Source organism: Actinomadura sp. 3N407 (assembly GCF_052245875.1).
Lineage (GTDB): Bacteria > Actinomycetota > Actinomycetes > Streptosporangiales > Streptosporangiaceae > Spirillospora.
Map to the genome: position 1 here is coordinate 1 of NZ_JBQQBP010000076.1, position 978 is coordinate 978.

Sequence of the window (978 nt, forward strand, 5' to 3'; positions counted from 1 at the left end):
CTGCCGGTTCTACGCGGTGAACCACTCGATCCCGGACGGGCTCGCGGTCGCGATCACCACCGGTGCGGGCACGGTCCTGCACACCGGCGACTTCAAGATGGACCAGCTCCCCCTGGACGGCCGCCTGACCGACCTGCCGGGCGTGGCCGCGCTCGGCGCCCGCGGCATCGACCTGCTGCTGGTCGACTCGACCAACGCCGAGGTGCCCGGCTTCGTCACCCATGAGCGGGAGATCAAGCCGGTGCTGGAGCAGGTCTTCGCCGCCGCCCAGAAGCGGATCATCGTGGCGAGCTTCGCCTCCCATGTGCACCGGATCCAGCAGGTCCTGGATGTGGCGGCCGGCGCGGGGCGGCGCGCGGCGTTCGTCGGCCGCTCGATGGTCCGCAACATGAACGTGGCCCGCGAGCTGGGCTACCTGCACGCCCCCGAGGGCCTGATCATGGACGCCAAGGCGTTGAGCGGCGTCCCGGACGAACGGACGGTGCTGGTGTGCACCGGGTCGCAGGGCGAGCCGATGGCGGCGCTGTCGCGGATGGCCAACCGTGATCACCAGATCCGGATCGAGCCCGGTGACACCGTGGTGCTGGCGTCCTCGATGATCCCGGGCAACGAGACCGCCATCAACCGCGTCATCAACGGCCTGACCCGGTGGGGCGCCAACGTCGTCCACAAGCAGAACGCCCGGGTGCACGTGTCCGGGCACGCCTCGGCCGGGGAGCTGCTGTACTTCTACAACCTCGCCAAGCCGCGCAACGTCATGCCCGTGCACGGGGAGTGGCGGCATCTGCGCGCGAACGCCGCGCTGGCGATGCGGACCGGTGTTCCGCCCGAGCGCGTGGTCATCGCCGAAGACGGCGTCGTGGTCGACTTGGTCGACGGCGTGGCCGAGATCACCGGCAAGGTGCCGTGCAGCTACGTCTACGTGGACGGCCTGTCGGTCGGCGAGGTCACCGAGTTCTCCCTCAAGGACCGGCGAGT

1 protein-coding gene is annotated in these 978 nt (G+C 70.1%); it reads left to right on the forward strand.

From position 1 onward, the window contains the following. Positions 1-978 (forward strand): ribonuclease J (locus ACTWPP_RS44985; protein ID WP_443110616.1); only part of this gene is annotated, 978 nt, incomplete at both ends.